Origin of the sequence: Micromonospora sp. WMMD708 (assembly GCF_049315245.1) — a bacterium.
Lineage (GTDB): Bacteria > Actinomycetota > Actinomycetes > Mycobacteriales > Micromonosporaceae > Micromonospora > Micromonospora wenchangensis.
Genome location: NZ_CP186060.1, coordinates 1,508,767 through 1,528,186, shown reverse-complemented (window position 1 = coordinate 1,528,186; position 19,420 = coordinate 1,508,767). Strand labels below are relative to the sequence as shown.

At 74.2% G+C, this 19,420-nt stretch carries 13 protein-coding genes and 1 pseudogene; 7 read left to right on the top strand and 7 right to left on the bottom strand.

The window, feature by feature from the left end:
• Positions 1–518: 518 nt before the first annotated feature.
• Positions 519–1,805, bottom strand: coding sequence for an aspartate--tRNA(Asn) ligase (gene aspS, locus ACN260_RS07030; protein ID WP_422755215.1), 1,287 nt, complete (start codon positions 1,803–1,805; stop codon positions 519–521).
• A gap of 358 nt (positions 1,806–2,163) precedes the next feature.
• Here aspS and lipA point away from each other — a divergent pair, with 358 nt between their 5' ends.
• From lipA to ACN260_RS07015, 3 genes are all read left to right on the top strand, one after another.
• On the top strand, positions 2,164–3,213 hold the full coding sequence (lipA, locus tag ACN260_RS07025) for a lipoyl synthase (RefSeq protein ID WP_088644632.1): 1,050 nt from the start codon (positions 2,164–2,166) through the stop codon (positions 3,211–3,213).
• Between the two features lie 238 nt (positions 3,214–3,451).
• The gene (locus tag ACN260_RS07020; RefSeq protein ID WP_422755214.1) at positions 3,452–4,969 is read left to right on the top strand and encodes an NAD(P)/FAD-dependent oxidoreductase; all 1,518 of its coding nucleotides are present in this window, start codon (positions 3,452–3,454) and stop codon (positions 4,967–4,969) included.
• Positions 4,970–5,046: 77 nt separating this feature from the next.
• Positions 5,047–5,736 carry a DUF4191 domain-containing protein gene (locus ACN260_RS07015; protein ID WP_204959385.1) on the top strand — a complete coding sequence of 230 codons (690 nt, stop codon included), beginning with the start codon at positions 5,047–5,049 and terminating at the stop codon, positions 5,734–5,736.
• Positions 5,737–5,839: 103 nt separating this feature from the next.
• Here the strand turns inward: ACN260_RS07015 and ACN260_RS07010 are convergent, their stop codons facing one another.
• Positions 5,840–6,250: an RDD family protein gene (locus ACN260_RS07010; RefSeq protein ID WP_204927878.1), complete on the bottom strand. Its 411-nt coding sequence runs from the start codon at positions 6,248–6,250 to the stop codon at positions 5,840–5,842.
• A gap of 308 nt (positions 6,251–6,558) precedes the next feature.
• Here ACN260_RS07010 and glnA point away from each other — a divergent pair, with 308 nt between their 5' ends.
• Positions 6,559–7,983: a type I glutamate--ammonia ligase gene (glnA, locus tag ACN260_RS07005; protein WP_088644628.1), complete on the top strand. Its 1,425-nt coding sequence runs from the start codon at positions 6,559–6,561 to the stop codon at positions 7,981–7,983.
• A gap of 16 nt (positions 7,984–7,999) precedes the next feature.
• On the opposite strand, the gene mptB (ACN260_RS07000) is transcribed toward glnA, so the two are convergent.
• Complete coding sequence (mptB, locus tag ACN260_RS07000) at positions 8,000–9,499, bottom strand: polyprenol phosphomannose-dependent alpha 1,6 mannosyltransferase MptB (RefSeq protein WP_422755213.1); 1,500 nt, start codon at positions 9,497–9,499, stop codon at positions 8,000–8,002.
• 13 nt (positions 9,500–9,512) lie between these two features.
• The gene (gene mptB, locus ACN260_RS06995; RefSeq protein WP_422756641.1) at positions 9,513–10,946 is read right to left on the bottom strand and encodes a polyprenol phosphomannose-dependent alpha 1,6 mannosyltransferase MptB; all 1,434 of its coding nucleotides are present in this window, start codon (positions 10,944–10,946) and stop codon (positions 9,513–9,515) included.
• Between the two features lie 44 nt (positions 10,947–10,990).
• Here mptB (ACN260_RS06995) and ACN260_RS06990 point away from each other — a divergent pair, with 44 nt between their 5' ends.
• On the top strand, positions 10,991–12,736 hold the full coding sequence (locus tag ACN260_RS06990; RefSeq protein ID WP_422755212.1) for a hypothetical protein: 1,746 nt from the start codon (positions 10,991–10,993) through the stop codon (positions 12,734–12,736).
• Between the two features lie 265 nt (positions 12,737–13,001).
• Here ACN260_RS06990 and ACN260_RS06985 read toward each other — a convergent pair whose 3' ends face one another.
• Positions 13,002–13,622: a helix-turn-helix domain-containing protein gene (locus tag ACN260_RS06985; RefSeq protein WP_422755211.1), complete on the bottom strand. Its 621-nt coding sequence runs from the start codon at positions 13,620–13,622 to the stop codon at positions 13,002–13,004.
• A gap of 104 nt (positions 13,623–13,726) precedes the next feature.
• Between ACN260_RS06985 and ACN260_RS06980 the strand changes: the two are divergent.
• A pseudogene (locus tag ACN260_RS06980) lies at positions 13,727–14,824 on the top strand (NAD(P)/FAD-dependent oxidoreductase); the annotation flags it as partial.
• The gene (locus tag ACN260_RS06975) at positions 14,804–15,607 is read left to right on the top strand and encodes a class I SAM-dependent methyltransferase (protein WP_422756640.1); all 804 of its coding nucleotides are present in this window, start codon (positions 14,804–14,806) and stop codon (positions 15,605–15,607) included. The pseudogene ACN260_RS06980 and the gene ACN260_RS06975, both read left to right, overlap by 21 nt.
• 12 nt (positions 15,608–15,619) lie before the next feature.
• Here the strand turns inward: ACN260_RS06975 and ACN260_RS06970 are convergent, their stop codons facing one another.
• A complete protein-coding gene (locus ACN260_RS06970; RefSeq protein ID WP_422755210.1) occupies positions 15,620–18,640 on the bottom strand; it encodes a bifunctional [glutamine synthetase] adenylyltransferase/[glutamine synthetase]-adenylyl-L-tyrosine phosphorylase in 3,021 nt (1,006 codons plus the stop codon).
• A gap of 1 nt (position 18,641) precedes the next feature.
• A complete protein-coding gene (locus ACN260_RS06965) occupies positions 18,642–19,406 on the bottom strand; it encodes a type 1 glutamine amidotransferase (protein WP_422755209.1) in 765 nt (254 codons plus the stop codon).
• Positions 19,407–19,420: the final 14 nt, after the last annotated feature.

The following is a 19,420-nucleotide window of genomic DNA, read 5'->3' as shown; positions in this document are numbered from 1 at the left end:
CCCGTCGGGCCGCCGCAGATCCACCGGCACCGGATCCGCCACGCTGCCGCCCAGCGCCGTCCGCCGCAACCCCGCTCAGGCCGCTCAGGCCGCTCAGGCCGCTACGCAGCGTAAGAAAAGCTACCGGGTAGCACCTACCCCTCTCCCCCGCTTTGCTCTGCTGCCCTGGAGGCACCGCATCCGGAAAGTGACCGTCGCGTCGATGGCAGCAGAGCAAAGCGCGGATAGGCAGGTAGGCGGGGTAGGGAAAGGTAGCGACGAAACCCCTGATCAGCGAGGTGCGGGGCTGAGACGTGACAAGAACGGGCTTCACTTACCCCCCCGCACCGATCACGGAGGGCAATCAACGGCGACACCGGTGAGGCCGCTACCCAGAGTGCAAGCCCGGTGGGCGACCACGGACGGCCGGGCAGACCAGGCGGCCGCCGCAGGCAGGCATCGTCGGCACGGCCGCCCGGCCCGGTCCGCCCCACCAGCCTCCAGGCCGGCCCAGCTCGTTCGCGCGGACACCCGCCGGTTCAGGGGGTCAGCCGGTGCAGGTCACGCGGGAAGGCGGTCACCTCCCGGACGTTGGCCGCGCCGACCAGCCGGGCCACGAACCGCTCCAGGCCGATCGCGAAGCCCCCGTGCGGCGGCATCCCGTGCCGGAACGCGTCGACGTACCCGGCGTACGGCTCGACCGGCTCGCCGCGCGCCGCGAGCGCCGCCAGGTAGTCGGCGTGGCGGTGCAGCCGCTGCCCGCCGGTGACCAGCTCCAACCCTCTGAAGAGCAGGTCGAAACCGTTCGAGTACGCCGGCCGGGTCGGGTCGGGGTGGGTGTAGAAGGGCCGCTTCGCCATCGGGTACCCGGTGACGTAGAGGAAGTCCGACCCGTGGGTGGCGCGGGCCCACTCTCCCAACGCCCGTTCGTGGGCGGGGGCCAGGTCGGGTTCGTCGGGGGGTGCGCCGGCGATCCGCAGCGCCTCGGTGAAGTGCACGGCGGGGATCTCGGCCGGCACCCCGGGCAGGGTCAGGCCCAGGGTCGCCACCGCGCCGCCGGCCCGCCGGGCCACCTCGGCGAGCATCCCGGCGAGGGTGTCCCGCAGCACCGACATCACGTCGCGGTGGTCGTCGACGAAGCCCAGCTCGGCGTCGAGCGAGGTGTACTGGGCCAGGTGCCGGACGGTGTCGTGCGGTTCGGCCCGGAACACCGGCCCGACCTCGTAGACCCGCTCGAAGACGCCCACCATGAGCTGCTTGTAGAACTGCGGCGACTGGGCCAGGTAGGCCGGTCGACCGAACCAGTCGAGGGCGAAGAGGTTCGCCCCGCTCTCGGTGGACGTGGCGACCACCTTCGGGGTGTGCACCTCCACGAAGTCACGGGTGTCCAGGGTGGCCCGGAAGCCGGCCACCGCCGCCGCCGCGATCCGCAGGGCCGCCGCGCGGGTCGGGTGCCGCAGCGCCACCGGCGCGTGGTCGAGCTGGGTGGGCAGGGTCGCGGTGAGCGCCGGCCGGTAGAGGTCGAACGGTGGTGGCACGGCGGGTGGGCCGAGCGGTCGTACGGTCGGGTGGGTCAGCTCGACCCCGGCGGGCGCGGTGCCGTTGGCGGTGACCGTGCCGACCACCTCGACCACCGTCTCCTCGGGCAGCGCCGTCACGGCGGCCCGCACGGCCGGGTCGGTGACCACCACCTGGGTCAGTCCGGTGGCGTCCCGGACGATCAGGAAGGCCACCGACTTGAGCAGTCGGCGGCGGTGCACCCAGCCGGCGATCCGCACGGTCGTGCCGGTGCGGGTGGGCAGGTGGGCGGAAAGGATGCGTTGCATGGCGGTTACCTCCTCGATCAATCGCAACGCGATCCCCGGGAGGTGTGGGCGAGCGGGAACCTCGCGGTGCCACCACACCTTCGCCCCCGCCGTGGCGGGAGCCTCATTCGTCGCCTTTTCACCGGGGCCAGCCGGGCGGGGTCTACTGGGCGCGCGGACGCGCCGTTCTTCCCGCGGCTCGGGAGGGTCTTCGCGCCCCGGCGTCAGACCGCCTTCCAGCAACCGGCGGCTCTCTGCACTGGCGGATCGGGGCGTTACTCGGCTCCGTCACAGCTCTGCCGGCACGCTAGCACCCGTCCCACCGGGCTGTAACGGGCTTTTCCGGCCGCCGGGTGGCCGGTGTCACAAGACCGGTGACGTGACGCCGGTCGCCCGACGTGCATCGATCGCCGCCGTCGGGCGTAGGCTCGGTTTTGTGACGATCGAGCACTCCGCGCCGACGACCCAGCAGGCAGCGCGCTCCGCGACGGTCGCCCCCGAGGGGCGACGGATGCTGCGGATCGAGGCGCGCAACGCCGAGACGCCGATCGAGCGCAAACCGCCGTGGATCAAGGTCAAGGCTAAGATGGGGCCGGAGTACACCGAGCTGCGCGGGCTGGTCTCCCGCGAGGGGTTGCACACCGTCTGTCAGGAGGCCGGCTGCCCCAACATCTACGAGTGCTGGGAGGACCGCGAGGCCACCTTCCTCATCGGTGGCGACCAGTGCACCAGGCGCTGCGACTTCTGCCAGATCGACACCGGCAAGCCGGCCGAGTTCGACGCCGACGAGCCGCGTCGGGTCGCCGAGTCGGTGGCCACGATGGGCCTGCGTTACGCCACCATCACCGGGGTGGCCCGCGACGACCTGCCCGACGGCGGCGCCTGGCTCTACGCCGAGACGGTCCGGCAGATCCACGCGCTGCGCTCCGGCTGCGGCGTCGAGCTGTTGATCCCCGACTTCAACGCCGTTCCCGAGCAGCTCGCCGAGGTGTTCGGCGCCCGGCCCGAGGTGCTGGCGCACAACGTCGAGACGGTGCCGCGGATCTTCAAGCGGATCCGTCCGGCGTTCCGCTACGAGCGTTCGCTCGACGTGATCCGGCAGGCCCGCGCCGCCGGGCTGGTCACCAAGAGCAACCTGATCCTGGGCATGGGCGAGGAGCGGGCCGAGGTCTCCCAGGCGCTGCGCGACCTGCACTCCGCCGGCTGCGAGTTGATCACCATCACCCAGTACCTGCGGCCCACCCCCCGGCACCACCCGGTGACCCGCTGGGTCAAGCCGGAGGAGTTCGTCGAGCTGCGCGAGGAGGCCGAGGAGATCGGCTTCGCCGGGGTGATGAGCGGGCCGCTGGTGCGCTCGTCCTACCGGGCGGGGCGGCTCTACCAGCAGGCGTTGACGGCCCGCCGGGACGCCTCGGTCACCGTCGGCTGACCCGGGACGCCGCCGGGCCACGCGCGCAGAAGACCACCGGGCACGCCTGCGGAGGACCACCAGGAACGGCGACGGCCGCCGGGCATTCGAGCATGTCGATCTTTCCAGACCTCGGCGGCACCCGCAAGAGGTGTCCGGCCGCAGCTCGGCGTCGATTCGGCGACGGTGTCCGGGCAGGGCGGGATCGTGTTAGATTCCGCCAGCCCTGACCCGCAACTCATCGATGGTGGTGTCTTTGATGGCGCAGCCGCACACGGTTGTCATCGGCGCCGGCCCTGCCGGCCTCACAGCCGCGTACGAGTTGACCCGGCGGCACGCCCCGGTCGACGTGGTGGAGGCCGACGACGTGGTGGGCGGGATCAGCCGCACCGTCGAGCGGGAGGGCTGGCGGTTCGACATCGGCGGGCACCGGTTCTTCACCAAGGTGTCCCGGGTCGAGGCGTTCTGGCACGAGCTGCTCTCCGACGACGACTTCCTGTTGCGCCCCCGGATGAGCCGCATCCACTACCAGGGCCGGCTCTTCGACTACCCGCTGCGGGCCGGCAACGCGCTGCGCAACCTCGGCGTGTGGGAGGCGTGCCGGTGCGTCGGGTCGTACCTGTGGGCGCGGGTGCGTCCGCCGGCCGACCAGAGCCACTTCGAGGGCTGGGTGTCGGCCAGGTTCGGGGCCCGGCTGTACCGGATGTTCTTCAAGACGTACACCGAGAAGGTCTGGGGAATCCCCGCGACGGAGTTGCAGGCGGACTGGGCGGCCCAGCGCATCCGCAACCTCTCCCTCGGCGCGGCGATCCGGGGCGCGTTGCTGCCCCAGCGCGGCGGCACCGAGGTGACCAGCCTGATCGAGGAGTTCCGCTACCCCCGGCTCGGCCCGGGGATGATGTGGGAACGCTGCGCCGAGCTGGTGGTCAAGGGCGGCGGGACGGTCGAGCTGGAGACGGCGGTGCGCACCGTGCACCGCGAGGACGGCAGGGCGGTCGCGGTGACCGTCGACGGCCCGGCCGGTGAGCGGCGGATCGCCGCCGACCACGTGGTCTCCAGCATGCCGATCTCGGCCCTGGTCCGGGCGATGGACCCGCCCGCCCCGGCCGAGGTACGCGAGGCCGCCGACGCGCTGCGGCACCGGGACTTCCTGACCGTGGCGCTGGTGGTGCCGGCCGAGGCCGGTTTCCCCGACAACTGGATCTACGTGCACACCCCCGGGGTGCAGGTCGGGCGGATCCAGAACTACGGCGCCTGGTCGCCGGAGATGGTCCGCGCCGGCGGCACCTGCCTGGGCCTGGAGTACTTCGTCAACGAGGGCGACGAGCTGTGGTCGATGCCCGACCCGGAGCTGGTCGCCTTCGGCACCGCCGAGCTGGAGCGGCTCGGCCTGGTCCGCCCCGGCTCGGTCACCACGGGGTACGTGGTGCGGATGCCGAAGGCCTACCCGGTCTACGACGAGGGCTACGCCGAGGCCGTCGAGGTGATCCGCCGCTGGCTGGCCGAGGCGGTGCCGAACGTGCACCCGGTGGGGCGCAACGGCATGCACCGGTACAACAACCAGGACCACTCCATGCTCACCGCGATGCTGGCCGCCGAGAACATCCTGGACGGCACCGACCACGACGTCTGGGCGGTCAACGTCGAGGAGGACTACCACGAGGAGGGCGGCGGCAGCGCCGACGCCGCTCGTGGCGAGGGCGGCACCGGCCGCGCCGCGCCGGTGGTGCCCCGGCCCCGTACCGCGCCGGTCGGGGACCGTTCGCCCGCCGGCTGACCGCCGGCACGGTCGGGCCCCGGCCGAGCACCGGCCGGGGATCATCCGTCCTGGCGGCGACCACTAGACTCGGCGGCATGGCAAAGCCCCAGGAGAAGGTGTCGTTCGGCCAACGGCTGAAGCAGATCGGGATGGTGTTCCGGTTCACCGCCAAGCAGGACAGGTGGTTCGCGCCGCTGGCCGCCGGGGCGGTGCTGATCCCGCTCGCGCTGACCGTGGTCGCGGTGATCCTCTGGGGCTGGCTCTGGTTGCCGATCGGCATCCTGTTCGCCCTGCTCGCGCTGCTGGTCGTGCTCAACCTGCGGTCCAACAAGGCGATGATGAACGCGGCCGAGGGGCAGCCCGGCGCGGCGGCGCAGATCATGGAGAGCATGCGTGGTGACTGGCGGGTCACCCCGGCGGTCAGCTCCACCACCCAGATGGACATGGTGCACCTGGTGATCGGCCGGCCCGGGGTGATCCTGCTGGCCGAGGGGCACCCGCAGCGGGTCCGGGGCCTGCTGGGCCAGGAGAAGCGCCGGCTGGCCAAGGTGATCGGCTCGGCGCCGCTGCACGACTACGTGATCGGCCAGGGCGAGGGTGAGCTGCCGATCCGCAAGCTGCGGATGACCCTGATGCGGCTGCCGCGCACCCTCAACGGCAAGGACGTCAACTCCCTCGACAAGCGGCTCAAGGCGCTCACCGCCCGCCCACAGATGCCCAAGGGCGCGATTCCCAAGAACATGCGGCCGCCGGGCCGCGCGTTCCGCCAGACCCGGGGCCGCTGAACCCCCATCTGGTACGTCTCCGCGAGCCGGGCCCGTCGGGCCCGGCTCGCATCGGGTCCGGGGTCAGCGGGTAGCCGAGGCCGGGGGTCAGGGCGAACCGGGGTCAGCGGGCGGGACGGGGGGCGTCGGCGACGACCGCTCCGGTGAGCCGGTCGTGCAGGCCACGCCGCTGAGCGTCCATGATCAGGGGCGGTACCACCAGGGCCAGGAGGAGGCCGCGCAGGAGCGCCCGGGGTATCCCGAGCCGCCCGCCGTCGGACCAGTCGAGGCAGCGCAGCCTGGTGATCCACATGCCGGGGGTCTGGGCGAAGAGGCCGAGGAAGAAGCCGTACTCGACGATGAGCACCACCACCGGGGCCCAGCCGTCGCGGACCGGGTCGGCGAAGAAGTTCGACACCAGCAGGCAGAGCACCCAGTCGATCACCAGGGCACCGAACCGTCGGCCGAGGCCCGGCGGGTCGAAGGTGGGGTCGGTGGCGGGCGGCACCGGTGCCGCGGCGGGCGGACTCGTCACGGTGGTCCAGGGTAGTCAGCACGGTCCCGGGGCCGCCCCGCAGCCCACCGCCGGGCCCGGGGCGGACCAGCAGGTGGACTCCGGGGGCGTTCCCGCAGTCTGTGCAAATTCGGTCTTATCACCCTGAAAAGCGATACAGTGCTTCAGCCGGTATCGTCCGAACGGACAACCCGGCGGGTACTGAGCGGCGCAGATGACGCTCCGCTAGCGGCGTAACACGGCAGAAACATTGGAGACACGGGCGAGCAACCCCGCGGTCATAGCGTCGCCAGAGCCCAGCCACCGGAGTGGACGTGCCAGGAGGACGTGTGTTTGCCAATCCCGAGGAACTCCTGCGATACCTCAAGAACGAGGACGTAAAGTTCGTCGACGTACGTTTTTGTGACCTGCCCGGCGTGATGCAGCACTTCAACCTGCCGGTGGAGTCCTTCGACGACAGCGTCTTCACCGACGGTCTCGCGTTCGACGGTTCGTCGATCCGCGGTTTCCAGGCGATCCACGAGTCGGACATGCTCCTGCTCCCGGACGTCGCGACCGCCTTCATCGACCCGTTCCGCGCGCAGAAGACCCTCGCGCTCAACTTCTTCATCCACGACCCGTTCACCCGCGAGGCCTACTCCCGGGACCCGCGCAACGTAGCCAAGAAGGCCGAGGCCTACCTCGCCGCCAGCGGCATCGCCGACACCGCCTACTTCGGCGCCGAGGCGGAGTTCTACATCTTCGACTCGATCCGCCACGAGACCTCGGCGCACCAGTCGTTCTACTACATCGACTCGGTCGAGGGCGCGTGGAACACGGGGCGTGAGGAGGCCGGCGGCAACCGCGGCTACAAGACCGCGTACAAGGGCGGCTACTTCCCGGTGCCGCCGGTGGACCACTACGCCGACCTGCGCGACTCGATCGTGCGTCGGCTGGTCGACGGCGGTTTCACCGTGGAGCGTTCGCACCACGAGGTCGGCACCGCCGGCCAGTCGGAGATCAACTACAAGTTCTCCACCCTGCTGCACGCCGGCGACCAGCTCCAGCTCTTCAAGTACATCGTGAAGAACGAGGCCTGGGCCAACGGCAAGACGGCCACCTTCATGCCCAAGCCACTCTTCGGCGACAACGGCTCCGGCATGCACACCCACCAGAGCCTCTGGCTCAACGGCGAGCCGCTGTTCTACGACGAGACCGGCTACGCCGGCCTGTCGGACACCGCCCGCTGGTACATCGGTGGCCTGCTGCACCACGCCCCGTCGCTGCTGGCGTTCACCAACCCGACGGTCAACTCCTACCGTCGGCTGGTGCCCGGCTACGAGGCCCCGGTCAACCTGGTCTACTCGCAGCGCAACCGCTCCGCCTGCACCCGCATCCCGGTCACCGGCAGCAACGCCAAGGCCAAGCGGGTCGAGTTCCGGGTGCCGGACCCGTCCAGCAACCCGTACCTCGCCTTCTCGGCGATGATGATGGCCGGCCTGGACGGCATCAAGAGCAAGATGGAGCCGCCGGCCCCGATCGACAAGGACCTCTACGACCTCCCGCCGGAGGAGTGGGGCGACGTCAAGCAGGTGCCGGGCTCGCTGCCGGAGGTGCTCGACGCCCTGGAGGCCGACCACGACTACCTGCTCGACGGTGGCGTGTTCACCCCCGACCTGATCTCCACCTGGATCGGGTGGAAGCGGGCCAACGAGGTCGACCCGGTGCGTCTGCGCCCGACCCCGCACGAGTTCGCGATGTACTTCGACTGCTGAGGTTCCCCCTCGACGGTCACGTTTCACCGGCCGGGCCGGCTCCGCGTTCGCGGGGCCGGCCCGTTCCGTTCCGCCGCCGGCCGTGCAGCGCCCCGACCAGCAGCACCACCAGCAGCCCGGTCAGCACGATCGCGCCGGGCGCCTTGGAGTAGCGGGCGACGGTGGTGCCGTCGGGCAGGGTGAGGAAGGCCGCCACCGCCGCCGGCACCACGAACCAGGTGGTCCGGGTCGCCGACACCGCGAGCAGCAGCAGCGGCCCGGTCACGTACCACGGGTGCAGGACCGGGGCGAGCAGCACCGTCGCGGCCAACGCCACACCCGCCGCGCCCAGGGTGACCCGGGGTCGGGCCGCCGCCAGCCGGTGCACCCGCTGCCGGACGTCGTTGAGCCGGCGCAGCACCGTCCACGCCCGCCACCACAGCACCGCGAGCAGCACCACCAGCACCAGCAGGCCCACCGCCCTCGTCACCGGCACCGCGTCCGGCCGCCGACCCGCCAGCTCACCGACGTAGTCGACGACGAAGCCGACCGCCGTCGGCGGTGACGTCCACTGCTGCGAGTCCCCGCTGCGGACCAGCCCGGCCACCCAGCCCAACCCCAGGCCGGACAGCGCCGAGACCGCCGCCAGGGTGGCCAGGACCGCCCCGGCGAGCCGGCCGCCGTCGCGCAGCAGGGCCCGCAGGGTGTAGCGGCCGTGCACCGCCGTCAACGCCGCGAACGGCAGCACCACCAGCGCGGTCGCCTTCACCGCCACCGCCAGCCCGAGCAGCACCCCGGCGACGAGCAGCCCCCGGGTCCGGCCGGGCGCGCGCACCAGCACCAGCAGGCCCAGCAGGAGCAGGCCGAGCAGCACCGCGTCGTTGTGCGCGCCGGCCACCAGGTGCACCCCGACCAGCGGCGAGGCCAGCCCCAGCCAGGCCGCCCGGCGGGTGGGCACCCCGGCGGCGCGGGCCAGGCCGGGCAGGCAGAGCGCCGCCAGCAGCACCCCGGCCACCGCGTACAGCCGCAGCACCAGCAGGGTGCCGGGCAGGGAACCGCCGGCCTCGGCAGCCAGGGCGGCCAGCAGCACGAAGACCGGGCCGTACGGGGCCGGGGTGTCCCGCCAGATCGGCGCGACCGCGTCCACCCAGGGGCAGCCGGCCGCCGCCACCCCCACCCGGTACGGGTCGTGCCCGGCCGCGTACGACCAGCCCTGGCAGGCGTACGAGTAGACGTCCCGACTGGCCAGGGGCGGGGTGAGCAGCAGCGGCAGCGACCACAGCCCGGCGGTGCGGTACGCCCACCCGGTCGACGGCGCACCGGCGCGCAACGCCCACCAGGCCCCCACCATCAGCGCCGTGCCGGCCAGCCAGCAGCTCACCACGGCCGGGCCGTGCGGCGCGCGCCACGGGCCGGTCGGCGGCACCTCGGGCAGCACCCCGCCCAGCCAGCCGGCCACGGCGAGCAGCACCGCCCCGGTCAGCCCGAGGTAGCGCACCACGCGGGCCCGCCCGGTCGGTGCGCCGGCCTCGGTCACCGGCCACCTCTCCTCAGTCGGCGGGCGAATCCACGGTGGCGGGTCGCCGTCCCGCCCGAGCCGACCGTACCAACCGCACGGCCACCACGATCACCAACAGCGTCATCAGCGGGGCGCCGGGCATCTTGGTGAACCGGGGCAGCCCGGTGCCGTCCGGCAGCACCAGGAACGACGAGATCAACGCCACCAGCGCGAACCACCGGGTCGACCGGTGGGTCGTCGCGGCCAGCACGGCCATCGGCCACAGCCAGTACCAGGGGTGGAACAGCGGCGCGAGGGCCACCGTCGCGGCCAGCGCCAGGCCGGCGTGCCACAGCGGGTCGCGGGTGCGGGCCCGCCACCACAACCAGACCAGCAGCACCGCCAGCACCAGCATGCCGATCGTGCGGGTCACCGGCAGCGCGTCGACGTCCGCGCCGAACAGGGCCGCCACGTAGCCGGCGGTCTGCCCGACGGCGGTCGGCGGCGACGTCCAGGCGATCACCAGGCCGCCCTGTTCCAGGCCGGCGATCCACCCGAAGTCCAGGCCCGCAGCGAGGGTCGCGCCGGCCACCGCGACCAGCGCGCCGCCGGCGACCGGCAGGCCGTCGCGCAGCAGCGCCCTGATCCGGTACGGCCCGACCAGCGCGGCCAGCACCGCGAACGGCACCACCACCAGCGCGGTCACCTTCACCGCGCCGGCCAGCCCGAGCAGCACCCCGCCGGCCAGCAGCGGCCAACGCCGGCCCGGGTTGGCCGCCACCACGGCCAGGCCGGCGACCAGCAGCCCGATCATCAGCGCGTCGTTGTGCGCCCCCGAGACCAGGTGTACGCCGACCAGCGGCGAGGCCAGCGCCAGCCACAGCGCCCGGGGCACCGGTACGCCGCAGCGCCGGGCCAGCGTCGGCAGGCAGGCGGCGGTCAGCGCCACCCCGGCCACGGCGAGCAGCCGGAACAGGGCGATGTTGACGGTCAGCGCGGTGTCCGGGTCCAGGCCACCGGTGAGCCGTACCACCGCCCCGGCGATCATCACGAACAGCGGCCCGTACGGGGCGGGGGTGTCCCGCCAGATGTAGGAGATGGTGTCGATCCACGGGCAGGGCAGCGCCGACACCCCCTGCTCGTACGGGTTGATCCCGGCCGCGTAACTCGCGCCCTGGCAGGAGTACGCGTACACGTCGCGGCTGGCCAGCGGTGGCGCGACCAGCAGCGGCAGCACCCACAGCCCGGCGGTGACCAGCGCCCACCGCGCCGACGGCACCCGGTCGCGCAGCGTCCACCACGCCCAGGCCAGCAGCCCGGTGCCGACCAGCCAGAGCACGATGATCAGCGGCCCGTGCCGGCTCTGCCAGATGCTGACCGGGGTGGGCCGCAACTCCGACCCGGGCAGCGCACCCCCGAGGTACGCGGCGACGGCGAGTAGCACCGAACCGGACAGGCCGAGCCAGCGGGACAGGTGGTGAGGCACGTCCGTCATGCTGCCAGTAGCGTGGGCGCGGACCGGAGGTGGGCATGCGGGGCAGCAGGGTGGTGGGGTCGGCCACCGTGGTCGCCGTCGTGCTCGCCGGGGTGTGGCTGGCGTCGCCCCCGCTCGGGTCGGACCTGTCGGCCCAGGTGGCCCGAGCCGACTTCTTCGCCGCGCACGGCTGGGCCCTGGTCGACCTGCGCTGGTACGCCGGCATCGGGCCGCTCGGCTACAGCCTGGTCTCACCGCCGCTGATGGCGACCCTCGGGGTACGTCCCACGGGGGCACTGGCGTTGGTCGTCTCGGCGGCCGCGTTCGCCGCCCTGCTGGTGCGTACCCGGGTGCCCCGGCCGCTGCTCGGCAGCCTGGTCGGGGTGCTGACGATCACCGGCAACCTGGTCTCCGGCCGGGTCACCTACGCCCTCGGGGTGGCGTTCGGGCTGGCCGCCCTGCTCGCCCTGACCCTGCCTGCCGACCGGCACGGCCCCGACGGACCGGGTTTCGCGCCAGGCACCCAAGGCTGGGCGGACCGCCGGGGCAGCGCGGGCGGGGCGGACGGGCGGGGCGGCGCGGCCGGGGCGGACCGCCGGGGCGGGCGCTGGACACGGGGCGGGGGCTGGGGCCGGCCGGTCCTGGCGGTGGCCGGTGCGGCGCTGGCGTCGGCGAGCAGCCCGGTGGCGGGTCTGTTCGTCGGCCTGGTCGGAGTGGCGCTGCTGGTCACCCGCCGATGGGCCGACGGCCTGCTGCTCGGGGTCGCGGCGGCGGTGCCGCTGGGGGTCACCGGGCTGTTGTTCGGTGAGGGCGGCTGGATGAACATCAGCGGCTCCGACACCCTACGGTCGGTCACGGTCAGCCTGCTGGTGGCGACGCTGGTGGCGTACCGGCCGGTGCGGGTCGGGGCGTTGCTGTCGGCGGGCGGGGTGCTGGCGGCGGCGCTGGTGCACACCCCGGTCGGGCTGAACGCGACCCGGCTGGTGACGATGTTCGCGCTGCCGGTGCTGGCCGCCGCCGCCCGGCCACCCGCCCGGCTGCCCCGCCGCCGGGCCGCCGCGGGGTCCGGCGGGGCCACCCGACCGGTCCCGCCTGTCGGTCTGTCCGCCGGGACCGGCGCGGTGGCGTTGGCCGTGCTGCTGGCGGCGGTGTGCTGGTGGCTGCCGCCGGTGGTCGCCGCCGACGTCCGCAGCGCCGACGATCCGACCGCCGACCGGGGCTACTTCGCCCCGCTCGCCGCCGAGTTGGGCCGGCGTGGGCTCACCGGGCGGGTGGAGGTGCCGCCGACCCGCAACTACTGGGAGGCCGCGCAGCTCGGCGAGGTGCCGCTGGCTCGGGGTTGGCTGCGCCAGGTCGACATCGGGCGTAACCCGCTGTTCTTCACCACCGTCCCGGGGGCCGACGGCACCGGCGTGCCGTTGACCGCCGACAGCTACCGGGCCTGGCTTGACGAGTACGCCGTGCAGTACGTCGCCGTCGCCGACGCACCCCTGTCCTGGGTGGGCCGGGCCGAGGCGGAACTGGTCGGGGCGGGATTGCCGTACCTGACCGAGGTCTGGTCGGACCGGCACTGGCGGTTGTACGCGGTGACCGACCCGACGCCCCTGGTCGCCGCACCCGGGACGCTGGTCCGGCAGGACGCCGCCACGCTGACGTTCCGGACCACCGCCGCCGGTCGGGTCCCGGTCCGGGTCCGCCACTCCCCCTGGCTGACCGTCTCCCCCGACGCCACCGTCACCTCCGACGGCCCCTGGACCCTGGTCACCGTCCCCCACGCCGGCACCTGGACCCTCCACACCTGACCCGCCGGCCTCCACCCCCACCCCGCCCGCCCCGCGTCTGCTCGCGCCCGCTCGTGTTGATCAAGAGGTTTACGTCAGGAACGGCGACCAGGCTGACATAAACCTCTTGATCACCGCAGACCACCCCCGTCCGGACCGGGCGATCAAGAGGTTTGCGTCATCCCCGCCCGGATTCTCGACACCAACCTCTTGATCACCACGCCGTTGCCCCGTGATCAAGAGGTTGGCGTCACGGATTCGCGGGCGGGTGACGCGAACCTCTTGATCAACTTGGTCGGGCGGGGGCGGTAGGGCGGGCGGGGCGGGCGCGGACGTGCAGGCGCTCGCCCTGGGGGCCGAAGAGGCTGAGGATCTCGGCCGGCACGTCGAACGGGTTGCCGAACCAGTGCGGGGTGCGGGTGTCGAACTCGGCGACCTCACCGGCGTCGAGGGTGAGGTCGTGCCCGCCGAGCAGCAGCCGGATCCGGCCGGAGAGCACGTAGAGCCACTCGTACCCCTCGTGCACCTGCGGGGTCGCCTCTCCCGCCGGCACGTGCGGCGGATACATCATCTTGTACGCCTGGACGCCACCCGGGCGGCGGGTCAGTGGCACGATGGTGACGCCGTGCCGCACGACCGGCCGGCGGTGGACTCGCGGGTCCCCGATCGTCGGCGTGCCGACCAGGTCGTCCAGCGGCACCCGGTGGAAGCGGGCCAGGGCGAGCAGGAGTTCCAGGGTGGGCCGCCGGCCGCCCGACTCCAGCCGGGACAGCGTGCTGACCGAGATCCCGGTCGCCGCGCCGAGCTGACTCAGCGTCACGCCGCGCTGCTGCCGTAACGCCCGCAGCCGCGGCCCGACGGTGGTGAGCACCTCGTCCGAGGTGATGTCGCTGGGTTCGTCGGTCACCGCACCAGTTTGCCATTCCGGCAACGAAGTTTGGCAGTACGGCGATCCGGGCGGACGATCCGGAGCATCGGCGGGACGGACCCGCGCGAAGGGAGGCAGTGGTCATGACGTACCCGGTGGTGCACGACGTGGTGGTGGTCGGTGGTGGCGCGGCCGGGCTCAGCAGCGCGCTCGCGCTGGGCCGGTTCCGCCGCGACGTGGTGGTGGTCGACGGCGGTGCCCCGCGCAACGCCCCGGCCGGCCACGTGCACAACTTCCTGACCAACGAGGGTGTCCCACCCGCCAGCCTGTACGCGACGGGCCGGGCCGAGGTGGCCCGGTACGGCGTGACCCTGCTCGACGCCACCGTCACCGCCGCCCACCCGCTCGACGGCGGACCCGCGACCACCGGCGCGGACCCGATCGACAGCGCCCCCGAGCGCACCCGCCCGGCCGGCAGCTCAGGGCCGGCGCGGTTCGCGGTGACGCTCGCCGACGGCCGGGTGCTGCACGCCCGGCGGTTGCTGGTGACCACCGGCCTGGTCGACGAACTGACCGACGTGCCGGGGCTGGCCGGGCGGTGGGGCCGCGACGTGCTGCACTGCCCGTACTGCCACGGGTGGGAGGTGCGCGACCAGGCGGTCGGGGTGCTCGCCACCGGCCCGATGGCCGCCCACCAGGCGCTGCTGTTCCGGCAGCTCACCGACGACGTGGTGGTCTTCACCCACACCGCCGGACCGTTGCCCGCCGACGAGGCGGAGCGGTTGGCCGCCCGGGGCGTCACCGTGGTCGACGGCGAGGTGGCGGAGCTGGAGGTCACCGCCGACCGGCTCACCGGCGTACGGCTGCGGTCCGGGCGGGTGGTCCCCCGGGAGGCGCTGGTGGTCGCACCCCGCTTCGCCGCACGCGCCGCCTTCCTCGCCGGGCTCGGGTTGACCCCGGAGGACTTCGTCGTCGGCGGGCACGCCTTCGGTGACCGGATCGCCGCCGACGCCGCCGGCGCGACCGGGGTGCCCGGGGTCTGGGTGGCCGGCAACGTCACCGATCCGCAGGCCACCGTCATCGCCGCCGCGGCGGCGGGCCTGAAGGCCGCCGCGGCCCTGAACGCCGACCTGATCGCCGAGGACACCGACCGGGCCGTCGCCGCACGACGCACGACCGCACCCGGGCGGACCGGGACCGGCCACGAGCGGACCGGAGCGGTGGACGACCGGGCCGGGGCCGGGCACGAGCGGACCGGAGCGGTGGACGACCGGGCCGGGGCCGGGCACGAGCGGACCGGAGCGGTGGACGACCGGGCCGGGGCCGGGCACGAGCGGACCGGGATCGTGGTCGAGCAGGCCGGGCACGAGCAGGCCGGGACGGACGGCGGGCGGGCCGACGTGGTGGACGAGGCGACCGCCCGGCACTGGGACGAGCTGTACCGGGGTCGGGAGCGGTACTGGAGCGGGCGGCCCAATCCGCACCTGGTGGACGTGGTCGGGGCGCTGTCGCCGGGCACCGCGTTGGACCTGGGGTGCGGCGAGGGGGGCGACGCGGTGTGGCTGGCCCGGCAGGGCTGGCGGGTGACCGCCGTCGACGTCTCCACCGCCGCCCTGGAACGGTCGGCCGCCGCCGTGACCACCGCCGGGGTGGCGGCCCTGGTCGACTTCCAGCGGCACGACCTGGCCCGGACCTTCCCGGCCGGCGTGTTCGACCTGGTCTCCGCGCAGTTCCTCCAGTCGCCGCTGGAGTTCCCCCGGGCCGAGGTGCTGCGGGCGGCGGCGCGGGCGGTCGCCCCGGGCGGCCGGCTGCTCGTGGTCGAGCACGGGGCGGTGCCGCCGTGGGGCAACGCCGCGCACCACCACATCCGGTTCCCCACCCCGCAGGAGACCCTGGCCGACCTCGACCTCGACCCGGACGGCTGGGACGTCGAACGGCTGGATGCCCCGCAGCGGCAGGCGACCGGCCCCGACGGCCAGACCGGCACCCTGGTCGACCATCTGGTGCTGGTTCGCCGCCGTTAGGGCGGGCGGGTCTCAGCCCCCGGCGTCGAGGACGCGTTGCATCGCCGCCCGGGACCGCCTGGCGGTGCGCAGGTAGTCGTCGAGGAACTCACCCGGGTCGTCCGCGCCGAGCAGCCGCACCACACCGGCCAGCTCCACCCCGTGCCGGGGCAGCTGGTCACCGGCGCGTCCCCGGACCAGCATCAACGCGTTGCGGACCTGCGCGGCGAGCGTCCACCCGGCGGTCATCGCGACGGCGTCCGCCGGGTCGACCAGCTTGGCGTCCCGGGCCGCCGCGAGCGCGTCGAGGGTACGCGTGCCGCGCAGCTGCGGGTACGCCCCGGCGTACCGGAGCTGGAGCAGCTGCACGGCCCACTCGACGTCGGCGAGGCCACCCCGGCCGAGCTTGGTGTGGGTGGCCGGGTCGGCACCCCGGGGCAGCCGTTCGTTCTCCACCCGGGCCTTGATCCGCCGGATCTCGACCACCTGTTCCCGGGTCAACCCGTCGGCCGGGTAGCGGACCGGGTCGACCATCTGCTCGAACTCGGTGCCCAGGTCGGCGTCGCCGCAGACGAACCGGGCCCGCAGCAGCGCCTGCGCCTCCCACACCCGCGACCAGCGGGCGTAGTACTGGGCGTACGCGGCGAGGCTGCGCACCAGCGGCCCCTGCCGTCCCTCGGGGCGCAGGTCGGCGTCGACGCCGAGCGCCGGGTCGGGGGCGGGCGCGCCGAGCAGCCGGCGCAGCTCCTCGGCGATCGCGTGCGCGGCGGCGCTGGCCGTGCTCTCCGCCGTACCGGCCGGCGGGTCGTAGACGAAGAGCACGTCGGCGTCGGACAGGTAGTTCGACTCGTACCCGCCGAGGCGACCGAGGCCGATCACCGCGAACCGCAGGCCGGGCAGCTCCGGCTGGGCGGCCCGGACGGCGCGCAGCGCGGCGGACAGGGTGGCGTCGGTGACGTACGACAGGCCGGTGCCGACCCGGGTGACGTCGGCCAGCGGGCCGGCCGGTGCGCCGCGTTCGGGTCGCGGGGCCAGCCCGCCGGCCCGGCTGAGCACGTCGGCGCAGGCGATCCGGACGAGTTCCCGGCGGCGCAGCGCACGCACCGCCCGGGTCGCCTCGACCGGGTCGGCGTGCCGGGCCGCGGCGGCGGCGAACCCGTCGCAGAGCACCTCCCGGGGCCGTGGGGTCAGTTCGTTCTCCTCGGCCAGCAGCCGCAGCGCCTCCGGTTCCCGGGCCAACAGGTCGGCCGCGTACCGGGACGAGGACAGCACCCGGGCCAGCCGGCGGGCCACCGGGCCGGAGTCGCGCAGCAGCCGCAGGTACCACGGGGTGCTGCCGAGCTTGTCGGAAACCTGGCGGTAGTTGAGCAGCCCCCGGTCCGGTTCGGGCGCGTCGGCGAACTCGCTGAGCAGCACCGGCAGCAGGGTGCGCTGGATGGCCGCCGTCCGGCTCACCCCGCCGGTGAGGGCCTGGAGGTGCCGCAGCGCCCCGGCCGGGTCGGCGAAGCCGAGGACCTCCAGCCGGTGCCGGGCCGCCTCCGGGGTGAGCCGCAGGCCGTCGGCGGGCACCCGGGCCACCGACTCCAGCAGCGGCCGGTAGAGCAGCTTGGCGTGCAGCCGGCGTACCTCGGTGGCGTGGGCGACCCAGTCGGCGCGGAAGCTCTCCACGGCGCTGCGGCCGGGGATGGCGGCGTAGCCGAGCGCGGCGGCCAGCCAGCGCAACGCGGCCGGCTCGGTCGGCACGGTGTGGGTCCGCCGCAGCGCCTGGAGCTGGAGCCGGTGTTCGACACCGCGCAGAAAGCGGTACCCGCGCAGCAACGCCTCGCCGTCGGCCCGCCCGACGTAGCCGCCGGCCACCAGCGCGCGCAGCGCCGGCACGGTGCCCGGCACCCGCAGCGACTCGTCACCCCGGCCGTGCACCAGTTGCAGCAGTTGGACGGCGAACTCGATGTCCCGCAGCCCGCCCGGACCGCGTTTGATCTCGCGCTCCAGTTCCTTCGGCGGGATGTTGTCGATGATCCGGCGGCGCATGGCGCGTACGTCGGAGACCGCCTCGGGACGCTCGGACGCCCGCCAGACCAGCGGGGCGAGCGCGTCGATCCACTCGCCGGCCAACGCCAGGTCACCGGCGGCCGGGCGGGCCTTGAGCAGCGCCTGGAACTCCCAGGTGCGGGCCCACCGCTGGTAGTAGGCGAGGTGACTGGCGAGGGTGCGCACCAGCGGCCCCCGGTTGCCCTCGGGGCGCAGCGCGGCGTCCACCGGCCAGGCGACCAGCCCGCAGACGTGGATCAGCCGGGCGGCGACGGTGGTCGCGGCGGGCAGGTCCTCGTCCGTCGCGGCCACGAAGATCACGTCGACGTCGGAGACGTAGTTCAGCTCGTCGCCGCCGCACTTGCCCATCGCCACCACGGCCAGCCGGGGCCGGGGCGTACCCGCCGGCAGTTCCCCCACCGCGATCTCGTACGCCGCCGCGAGGGTGGCGTCGGCCAGCGCGGACAGCGCCGCCATCACCTGCTCCAGGCCGCGTCCGCCGGTCAGGTCGGCCGCCGCGATCCGCAGTAACGCCAGCCGGTACGCCTGCCGCAGCACCGCCACCGGCGCGGTGGCGGTGGTCAGCCGGCCGGCGAGGGCCAGGTCGAGCCGCCCGTCGGCGGTGGGCGCCAGCCCGTCCGGGGCGGTGCGGAGCACCGTCCACTGCCCGGGGTTGGCGACCAGGTGGTCGCCCAGGGCGGCGGACGCCCCGAGCACGGCGACCAGCCGGCGGCGCAGCCCCGGGTCGGCGGCGAGGGCGGCCAGCAGCTCCGACCCGGTCGCGTCGTCGGCGGTGCGGCGTTCGGTCTCCACCATCCGGTGCAGTTGGCGCAGCGCCAGATCCGGGTCGGCGGCCCGGGAGAGCGCAGCCAGCAGGTCGGCTGCCGACCTGTCGGTGGGTTCCTGCTCGTCGGCCTGCCACAGCCCCAGCCCGTCGGCGCCGAGCAGGTCGGCGGCGCGGACGCCACCCTCGCCCTCGGCGAACCCGTAGCGGGCCAACCGTCCCCTGGTCGGTCTGCTCATCTCAGTGCCCGAGCAGGGGCAGGCTGCGGCGGGTGTCGTCGTCCAGCTCGCCGAGGGCGAGGGCGGCGAACCGGACGGCGAACGGCTGCCACACCTCCTCGACGTCGGCCATCACCCGGTCGCAGGCGGCCACCACCAGGTCCTCGTCGTAGCCCAGCTCGGCGAGCAGTGCGGAGCCGCGCGCCCACTCGGCGATCATCGCGGTGTCGCACTCGATGTGGAACTGCAGGCCCCAGGCCCGGTCACCGAGCCGGAACGCCTGGTGCGGGTAGCGGGTCGAGGCGGCCAGCAGGGTGGCGGCCCGGGGCAGCTCGGTGATCTCGTCGGAGTGCCACTGGAGCACGTCCGGGATCAGCGGCACGTACCGGAACAGCAGGTCGCTCTCGGCGGCGTCGCGCCGGCCGACCACCCCCGGGCCCACTTCGGGGCCGGACGGGCTGCGCTCGACCAGGCCGGCGTGCGCGGTGGCGAGCAGTTGCGCGCCGAGGCAGACGCCGAGGGTCGGCACCCGGTGCCGGACGGCCTTGCGCAGCAAGCCTTCGAGCTTCGGGAACCAGGGTGCGCCGGGGGTGCCGTCGGGGGCCGGGTAGGCGTGCTGGTCACCGCCGAGCACCACCAACGCGACGTAGCCGTCGAGGTCGTCGGGGAGCTCGTCACCGGCGTGCGGACGCAGCACCCGCAGCTCAAGGCCCCCCTCCACCAGCCACTCTCCCAGCCGTCGGGGGTCGTCGGTCGGGTCGTTCTCGATCACCAGTGCGGTTCCCACGCCGTCGAGGCTAG